General features: G+C 49.9%; 8 protein-coding genes and 1 pseudogene. 4 read left to right on the top strand and 5 right to left on the bottom strand.

The window, feature by feature from the left end; all coding sequences use genetic code 11:
- Window positions 1-1,223, bottom strand: a 1,223-nt coding sequence (locus tag QCH34_RS02340; protein WP_300329464.1) for an AAA family ATPase, incomplete at its 3' end; no start/stop codon positions are given.
- Between the two features lie 397 nt (window positions 1,224-1,620).
- On the opposite strand from QCH34_RS02340, the pseudogene QCH34_RS02335 reads away from it, so the two are divergent.
- Both QCH34_RS02335 and QCH34_RS02325 read left to right on the top strand, forming a co-directional pair.
- Window positions 1,621-2,657: pseudogene (locus QCH34_RS02335) on the top strand (virulence RhuM family protein).
- Between the two features lie 39 nt (window positions 2,658-2,696).
- The gene (locus QCH34_RS02325) at window positions 2,697-3,209 is read left to right on the top strand and encodes a shikimate kinase (protein ID WP_300329456.1); all 513 of its coding nucleotides are present in this window, start codon (window positions 2,697-2,699) and stop codon (window positions 3,207-3,209) included.
- A 39-nt stretch (window positions 3,210-3,248) separates the two neighbouring features.
- On the opposite strand, the gene QCH34_RS02320 is transcribed toward QCH34_RS02325, so the two are convergent.
- Complete coding sequence (locus QCH34_RS02320) at window positions 3,249-3,890, bottom strand: hypothetical protein (protein WP_300329453.1); 642 nt, start codon at window positions 3,888-3,890, stop codon at window positions 3,249-3,251.
- Window positions 3,891-4,169: 279 nt separating this feature from the next.
- Between QCH34_RS02320 and QCH34_RS02315 the strand changes: the two genes are divergently transcribed.
- The gene (locus tag QCH34_RS02315) at window positions 4,170-6,212 is read left to right on the top strand and encodes a CHASE4 domain-containing protein (protein ID WP_300329450.1); all 2,043 of its coding nucleotides are present in this window, start codon (window positions 4,170-4,172) and stop codon (window positions 6,210-6,212) included.
- Between the two features lie 118 nt (window positions 6,213-6,330).
- Window positions 6,331-7,857: a transglutaminase-like domain-containing protein gene (locus tag QCH34_RS02310; protein ID WP_300329446.1), complete on the top strand. Its 1,527-nt coding sequence runs from the start codon at window positions 6,331-6,333 to the stop codon at window positions 7,855-7,857.
- Here the strand turns inward: QCH34_RS02310 and QCH34_RS02305 are convergent.
- The 3 genes from QCH34_RS02305 to QCH34_RS02295 form a co-directional block, all read right to left on the bottom strand.
- Window positions 7,854-8,090 (bottom strand): hypothetical protein, encoded by a 237-nt coding sequence (locus QCH34_RS02305; protein WP_300329443.1) that lies wholly within the window; start codon window positions 8,088-8,090, stop codon window positions 7,854-7,856. The two genes, QCH34_RS02310 and QCH34_RS02305, sit on opposite strands and share 4 nt — an antisense overlap.
- 127 nt (window positions 8,091-8,217) lie before the next feature.
- On the bottom strand, window positions 8,218-8,799 hold the full coding sequence (locus QCH34_RS02300; RefSeq protein WP_300329440.1) for an HD domain-containing protein: 582 nt from the start codon (window positions 8,797-8,799) through the stop codon (window positions 8,218-8,220).
- A gap of 115 nt (window positions 8,800-8,914) precedes the next feature.
- The coding region (locus QCH34_RS02295) for a TOBE domain-containing protein (RefSeq protein ID WP_300329437.1) at window positions 8,915-9,299 on the bottom strand (385 nt) is incomplete at its 5' end.

Raw genomic sequence — 9,299 nt, 5'->3', positions numbered from 1 at the left:
CTAATACGGGGGCTGTATTTCTTCCGATACTCTGCAAGGCTTCTGGAACGAGTCTTCTTTCCTGATTTAACCTCTATTGGAATGACATCAACGCCTTCCTGGATGACATAATCAACCTCAGCCATTCCACCGGATTTCCAGAAATAAGGCCGGTGGAAGTTATGTGCAATCAATTCTGTCAGGACGAAATTTTCCGTTAAAATCCCCCGCATATCGGCGGTCAAAGGAGAAGTATCAAAAACAACATCTGGTGGGAACCTGCTCATCCTGCGGAGAAGCCCGACATCGGAGAAATAAATCTTGAAGTAGGTACTGTCACCATATGTTGGAATCGGAATATAGGGACGCTCAATCTTTTCAACCTTATAGATAAGCCCTGCTGAGATCAGCCATTGCAGTGAATCTTCGAGATCGCGTGCACGCATCCCCTGCTTTACATGAGAGAATATAAATTTCTGATTGTCCTTTGCAAGCTGTGCGGGGATTGCATTCCAGATAAGGGTTAGTTTTGGAAATTCAGATACAGACGCATATTTCACGAAATCCTTCTCATAATTACTAAGAATCTCGCTTTGTATCGTTTCAACAAGCCCGATATCGTGGTTTCGCATCCATGAGCTGACAACCTCGGGCATACCTCCTGTTATCAGGTATTCACGATATGCCTCTTCCAGCCTGCCGATAAAGGCATCCGGCACCCGTTCATCGGGAGACAACTCATTCAGGTACTTGAACAGGAGCTCGTCATCCCTTGAAATGAGAAATTCCGGAAAACTCAGAGGGTACATTTTCAGCATCTGTACCTTGCCAACCGGAAATGAGACTTTTTTTCCCATCTGTGCAATAGCCACACCCAACAAGGAGCCGGCAGCAGCAACATGGAGTTGTGGCAGGTTTTCGCAGAAATATTTCAGAGACGTTATTCCACGGGGGCAGATCTGAATTTCGTCTAATATGAGGAGGGTTGTTCCGGGATGGATGGATTTGTTCCTCAGAATGCCGAGGTCTTTGATAATTCTCGAAACATTCAGGTCGCCCTCGAATACCTTGTGCAGCCGCCCGTCATATTCGAAGTTGAAATACGCGACATCGCTGAATTCCGCCTCGCCAAAATGCTTCAATATCCAGGTTTTCCCGCACTGGCGAATACCTTCAATAATCAGCGGCTTACGATCCCCACTCTCTTTCCATGTGAGCAAAGTATCGTATATGAATCGCTTCATGAAATGACCTTTGCACTTTTAAGTTTATAATATGTGCGTTCTGTACACATTTTTGCAACCAATTATGTGGGAGATGTACACATTTTCCTAACTTAACAACTGAAGAGCAGGGGTCTGTGCGATCTCCATGAAAGACATCCACACATCCGGCCTGCCTGTTAGAGCAAAGAGTTTTTCGATTAACTCAATAGCAACCTGATGATTTTATGATGGAACTTCACCATACTATCACCGGAAAACAAGCTGAGAGTGATCAGAAAATAGTGAAGAAGAATCAGTATCATTTTCACCCCCCGGTAGAAAGAACAATACATCCAACTATCAAGCAATACTTGACAGTTCAAATCGGCTGCAATCCAAAATCCGCATCAAAAAATATCGGAGGTAGTGTCCAAACATGGAGAATAAAAAACATATACGAAACAGCACCGCCGAATTTTTAATCTTCACTGTATCATCTGGTGAAGAATCAATCGAAGTCCGGTATGAGGACAATACAATCTGGCTAAGCCAGAAGATGATGGCAGTACTCTTTGATGTCAACGTTAGAACGGTAAATGAGCACCTGATAAACATCTATGAAAGTAAAGAATTGTCACAAGAGGCAACTATCCGGAATTTCCGGATAGTTCAAACAGAAGGAAACCGCGAGGTTACACGAACTATCGACCACTATAGCCTCGATGCAATCATCTCTGTCGGATACCGCGTAAATTCACAAAGAGCCACACAATTCCGCCAGTGGGCAACAGAGATCCTTACAAATTTTGCAATAAAAGGGTATGTAATCGATAAAAAAAGAATGGAGAACGGAAGTTTCCTGAGTGTGGACTACTTCGAGCATCTCCTCGCCGAAATCCGTGAAATACGCCTGAGCGAGCGGAGGTTCTACCAAAAGATTACAGACATCTATGCAACAAGCCTCGACTACAGCCCCGATGCGCCCACAACAAAGGAATTCTTTGCAAAAGTCCAGAACAAACTCCACTTCGCAATACACGGACATACTGCCGCTGAACTGATAGTGGAGCGTCAAAAAGTGAGAAGGAAAACATGGGGCTCACAACATGGGAGAACAGCCCCGGAGGTAAAATTCTGAGAACCGACGTTACAGTCACCAAAAATTACCTGATCTCCACTGAAATTGAGTCACTCAGCAGAATAGTCAGTGCCTGGCTTGATCTTGCAGAAGACCGTGCTAAACGAAGGATTCCAATGACAATGGAAGACTGGAGTAGCCGCCTTGATGCCTTCCTGGAATTCGATGAGAGAGAACTGCTTACAAATGCCGGTAGAATAACTGCCGAAGCTGCAAAAGAGCATGCGCTTTCAGAATTTGAAAAATTCAGGATTATTCAGGACAGGCTGTATGAAAGCGATTTTGACAAATTGATTCAGGAAGCAGAGATAAAAGCCTCTGATAATGAACCCTAAAACAAGCAGAGACGAGAAGAAGAAAGAGGAGTATCCCCGATGATCCACCCCCACAAAAATATCATCCTCATCGGCATGCCGGGTGCCGGGAAGAGCACCGTCGGCGTCATCCTGGCAAAGACGCTCGGCATGCAGTTCATCGACTGCGACATCCTGATCCAGCAGCAGACCGAAAGAAGGCTCCAGGAGATCCTTGATGAAGACGGTCCCGATGTATTCCGGCAGATCGAGGAGGAGGCGATCCTCTCCCTTCACCCCCGAAATTCCGTGATCGCAACCGGCGGGAGCGTCGTCTGGAGCAGGGCGGCGATGGAGCACCTGAAATCACTTGGATTGGTCGTTTACCTGGAGATCTCCTTTTCAGAGATGGAAAAAAGGATCAGAAACATCACCACACGGGGAATTGTCCTCCTGCCGAACCAGACCCTCCGCGGGATGTATGACAGCCGGGTGCCGCTCTATGAGCAGTATGCCGATAACACAATACCGTGTTCCGATGAAGACCCCGAATCTGTTGTAGGGAGCATCATCACAATCAGCCGGCAGGAGTAGAGTAACCCGTAAAAGAGAGACGATGGGGGGAAAAGACCGCTACTCAAAGTCGATTTCTGCCACCAGGACCCACTCTCCCTCCTGTTCATCTAAGCGGACCGTAAGCATGCCCCCTTCATGCACGCCATAATCCGAATACGGCTCATTTAAGAGCGTTCCCTGAAACGACATGCCATCCTCTGACTGGCTATTCAGGCGAACCCAGACAAGTTCGGGTTGGATGACCTTGTCGGTGGTGAAAAGCAAAACCGATACATCATCAAAATACACAGGGGCCCTGAACCTGTCGATATCCACTCTCTTTCTCAATGTGTGCAGCATCTCCGGTTCGTAATAGAGCATCCATCTCTGTTCTTCAACAATCGGGAGATTCTGCAGATCTTCACCTGAGAGCAGTGTATATGACCCCACGTCATCAGAGATGATGATCAGGCCCTCGCCATGATCTTTAAAATGGTGAATGATCTCCGGCAGCGTATCGGGACGGCGCCGGCACAATGAATGGATACGGAAGAGAATGCCTTCTTCATGATCCACATAGAAATAGCCGATGCAGCTGTCGGCATCCGGCAGCAGCAGCCCCTTCCCGGAGAGAAGATCGGAGACAGCACCATTAATCTCCGCCACCGCCCACCTGTTGACGATCTCCCGATCCCTGGTGCGTGAATGTTTCGTGTCCATAGTACCTGGTACATGCTCTTCATCCACAGAGGTAAAGTGGTTTCGAATTGTTCAGGGAATTGTATTGATTCCTGGATTCAGACAATAAGATCCTAACAAAGACACTCGCGATTATGAGAGATGACCCAACAGATGCATCACCGGGTGCACTATCCCATGCTCCGGAATCATGTAGACAGATAATTATTCCAGGAAGACGATGATATGCAGACAGTACAAGGCACCGGATCATCGGCGACCAATAAACTGTAAACGCAGAACAGACAGGGGGTGGAGTAGGTGAATGTTCGGAACCAGATAATTGTCATCATCGTCCTCGTAATCGCAGCTCTGGTTTTGGGGCTTGGTGTTGCCACCCACACGCTCATTCTCAATGATTTTGCCGATCTTGAAGACGAATACCTCGAAGCAACGATGGAGAGGACCATCAGGTCAATTGAGAGGGAGCAACAGTTCCTCTCAACAAGTGTGATGGACTGGTCAGACTGGGATGACACGTACTTGTTTGTGCAGGGGATGGATCCTGAGTATGAACAGAAGAACCTTGATGAATCAGTATTTCAATATTTCAACCTCAATGCAATGATCTTTACCGGACCGGATGAAAAGGTCATATATGCGCGTGGATTTGACCCGGATGAGGGTGAGGAGAGAGAGGTTCCCCCGCAGCTCTACACACTCCACGACTCCTTCCTCCGATCTGGTGCCGAAGAGCTCTCCGGGATCTTTGAGACCGAAGACGGGCTGATGCTTGTTGCAGTACGGCCGATCCGGATGAGCTGGGGAGAGGGTCCGATCATGGGCACCCTCCTCTTTGCACGTGCAATGGATGAAGGATGGATTGAAGAACTCTCGGCTCTCACCGGGTATCCGATCCTAATTGCCGATATTCCGAACGATCCCCTTCCAGCCGGCGAACCATCTCTTTCCATCGTAAAGGAGGGAGATACCATCACCGGATCAACCATAGTATCCGATATTTTCGGAGAGCCGGTGGTCTCGCTCTCGATAACCCAGGAGCGGACAATCTATCAGAGGGGGATTCTCGCCTACGAGTCGGGAGTAATAGCGATTCTGATCTTCTCGGGCATCACCGCATTGCTCTTCTATCTGCTCATCAACCACTTCTTCCTTAGAAGAATTACCCGCCTGAACCGGGAGGTACAGGATATCACCGGCAGCTCTTCTACCTCTGCATCAGTTGGAATCGACGGTGATGACGAGGTGGCAGAGCTCGCAGCCTCGATAAACGGTATGCTCGATTTCATAGAGAAAGATCAGCAGGTGATCCGTCAAAGCGAGGAGAAATACCGCCTTATCGCCGAAAATACCGCAGATACCATCTATATCAGCGATATGAACCTCAATCTCACCTATATCAGCCCTTCGGTTACGAAGCTGAAAGGATTCACCGTTGATGAGGCGCTTGCGATGCCGATTGAAGAGAGGAATACTCCCGCCTCCATAAAAGAGATCATGGCACTCTTTACTCACGAGATGGAGAATGAAGCCACGGGTACTGCCGATCCGGACAGAACCATCACGTTTGAGAGCGAAGAGTACTGCGGGAATGGATCTATCATCAAGGTTGAGAACTCTGTCCGGTTCCTGAGGAATAAAGAGGGTGAGCCGGTTTCAATTCTGGGTATCGGCCATAATATAACTGATCGGAAAAAGGCAGAAGATGCACTTCAGCTCACAAATGCAAAACTCCAGCTCCTCTCCTCCATCACCCGCCATGATATCCTGAACAAGGTGATGATTGTGAAGGGATACCTCGGGCTGGCAGAGGAGGAACAGGGCGGGGAGATGCTGACAGAGTACCTGAAACAGGCACAAACAGCAACTGATGAAATTCAAAGACAGATCGAGTTCACACGCGAGTATGAGCAGCTCGGGATACAAACCCCCTCATGGAAGACCATCAGCAGCCTGATAGAATCAATCGATGACACAAAACTCCCGATCGCCTGTGATTGTGCTCACATCTCGATCTATGCAGACCCGATGATCGAGAGGGCGTTCTTCAACCTCTATGAGAACACCCTCCGCCATGCAGAAGGGGCAACCGGTGTGCAGATTTCATGTGAAGAGACAGAAGGGGGCCTGCTGATCACCTGGGAAGATGACGGCCCCGGCATCCCGGATCATGAGAAGGAGATAATCTTCGAACGCGGATATGGCAAAAACACCGGTTTTGGATTATTCCTTGTCAGAGAAATCCTCGATATCACCGCGATTACCATAACCGAGGATGGAATTGTCGGGGAAGGGGCCCGGTTCAGGATACTCGTGCCGGAAGGCGGGTACCGGATCAGATAGACCCGGAATCAGGGGATCCATCACAGGCTACCCGCCAGCGATTCTCTATCGAGAGCGAGAAAACCGGCATCCCTCTAATCCCAAAGCCTTTATATATAGATACATGACTTTTACCCATATGCGAATTGGAATACACCTTCCCGCACTCATCATCCTGATGATTGCTCTGCTCGCTTTTGCGGGCTGTGTCTCTGATCAGCCGGTGTACCAGGAATCAAGCATCGGCGAGATGGAATACAACAGAGGGCTTGCCGAATACGAAGCCGGGAACTACCTTGCTGCAGAAGCAGCATTTGAGGGATCGGCGGCCTGGTATTTCGCCAATGGGTTCCCTGATGCCGGAATTGCATCACGGAATGCGATGTTTACGGCGATCCGAACATATGGCGAGTTTTCACTGGATGAAGCCGCCGCACGGGATGCCCTGAAAGAGGCGGTTTCCGGCATCACCGAAGAAGAGATCAACAGCTGGCTCGCAGACAAAGCCCAGACACTTGTCTCTGACGGCAAGACCCTCTACTTCTCTAATACCGCAAAGAACTACCTCTATGCCCATCCTGAACTCCTTCAGAAACAACAGCTGCCATTCACCTTTGCATTTATGTCCCGGTACGCACTGGCAGATGATGTCCGTTCAGGCAACCTGAAGGCAGAGGAACTCCCTTACAGGAACCCGATCCACTATGAAGGGACGATGCACCTAACGATCGCAGAAGCAGATCTCCCGGCAGGAGGCACCATGAAGATCTGGTATCCGCACCCAATTGCAACTGATATCCAGCGTGATGTCTCGGTCACGAACATGGCATACCCTGAGTATATCGTAAATGGGCCGGATGTCAATCACGAGATCGGGATCATCTACTACGAGATCCCAGTCGGGGCAATACAAGGCGATCTGGTCATAACAGCCGACATCAAATTCAGCTCCTATGAAGGGATCTTTGTGATCGACCCCGAAAAAGTCGGTGAATATGACAGAGCCGATCCCGAATATATCCTCTACACAAGAACTGAGCGGAACATCGAGATAAACGACGCGATCCGGAATAAAGCACGTGAAATAGTCGGAAGCGAAACAAACCCGCACAAGCAGGCGCAGATGATATACAACCATATCATCACCACATACCCCTACAGCCATGTCCCGCATCTCTCACTTGATGCGAAGACCCCGAAAGTGGCTGAATCGACCCATATGTTCACCACAGGCCATGGAGACTGCGGCACCCAGAGCATGCTCTTCTCTGCATTCTGCCGCTCGCTCGGCATTCCTGCACGTGCCACAGGCGGGTACCAGATGATCCTTCAGGATGCGCCAAGCCCCCACTTCTGGGCAGAGTACTATCTTCCGGGATATGGGTGGGTGCCGGTTGATCCGACTGTCGCCGAGGGTGCCGACTGGTTCGATATCCCTGAAGATGACCGGATAGCCTTCAGGCAATACTATGGAACCAACATCGACCCGACAAGGATGGTCATCCAGAAGAACGTCGATGCAAACGTCGAGCCCGATTACCCGGACGATGCTGCGATCTTCAGGCTTGTCAGGCAGTATCCGGCGATTATAAGCGACGTATCCATGGAGGATATGGAGTTAATCGCAATGGGAAGCTTCAAAATAGATCTTGTGGTGAAGAACTAATTCTCCTTTTTTAAAGGAATCCGCAGGTCTTCACGAGCCATATAATACCGGACGAGTTCAGGGTTGAATATCCAGCAGACTTTTCCATTGGCATCAAGGGTGATCTTGTTTGATTCAATCAGGTACTCAATAGCGGTTTTGAAGGTCTGGTACATCATTTTCCGTGGGAGGGAGGACCAGAGAGCCCGCCGCCGGAACTCACCGCTATGCTCCTGAACAAACTCCTCGATCATCCGGATTGAATCAAGTGTAGGAGAGTGTGCTTAAGTACTGGCAACTGACATACTGATTGTTGTGTCATATAAGCATATATAACTAAAGCTCTACACAGCCTGAATCAGGAATCGCCATTCACGCCCTCTAATCCCCGGATTCCTCACGCTCAAGCTCCCGAAGAAATGCGACAAGGAACGCATGCCTCTCTTCGGCCATCTCACGGGCAGTCTCCGTATACATCCGATCCTTCAGCTTCAGCAGCTTCAGATGGAAATGAGCGACAGCCCCGGGAATGCCACTGCCCTCCTCCCCTGCCTGCATGAATGTCCGGGCGATGCCGGTTGCACCCATCGCATCCAGCTTGTCGGCATCCGAGAGGATCTCCGCCTCCAGTGTAAAAGGCGCAATCCCCGAGCTAAACCGGTGGGCACGGATTGCGTGGCAGATTGAATGGATCATATCGCCGGGATACCCGACAGACCGGAGATACTCTTCTGCCATCTCCGCCCCCTGCTCTTCATGGGGGATACCGGTCTCCTCCTCAAGGGGGCGGGCGATATCGTGGAAGAGGGCGGCAGGGATGAGGATCGCCATATCCGCACCCTCCCGGATGCCGATAGTCCGGCAGAGGCGGGTGACACGGGCAGTGTGATCGAACCCGTGGGAGCCGGACTCCTGAAGAAATGCCTCTACATGCTGTGTAATCAGATCTATCCCGCCATCCATGGGATATGGTTCACTGTATAGCGGGAAAAGGATCGCCTTTTGTGACTATTCCAGAAAGAGAAAGGGGAGAGATCGGCGCTCTTGCAGGGGTCTGGCATCAGGCATTCAGCCAGTACTATCTGCTCAATACTCTCTCAATCACCCGGACTGCACTCGCCTTGAGAGCGGCAACCACATCCATACCGGGGGAGAGATCAAGATCTTCTACGGAGCGGCTCGTGACGAGGGCAATGATCGGAAAACCGGCATTGAGATGTACCTGGGTAAGGGGGCCGCCAAGAGGGATCACGGCAGTGATCGTTGCTTTGAAACGGTTTTGCGCCGAACCTGCATGGCCATCACCAACATGGAGCGTTACATCGGCTGCCCGGAAGGCAATATCGACAGAACTGCCGGGAGAGATATTTGAAACGGCAAGAACACTCACTCCTGCAACCTCTATTGAGGCAAGACTCGAGGTTCCGGCTCCCACAACACCAGAGAGAATATTCTCCATACCA

Origin of the sequence: Methanocalculus sp., assembly GCF_029762515.1 — an archaeon.
Taxonomy (GTDB): domain Archaea; phylum Halobacteriota; class Methanomicrobia; order Methanomicrobiales; family Methanocorpusculaceae; genus Methanocalculus.
Note: the sequence above shows the minus strand (reverse complement) of the source record. Positions and strands in the feature narration are given on the sequence as shown.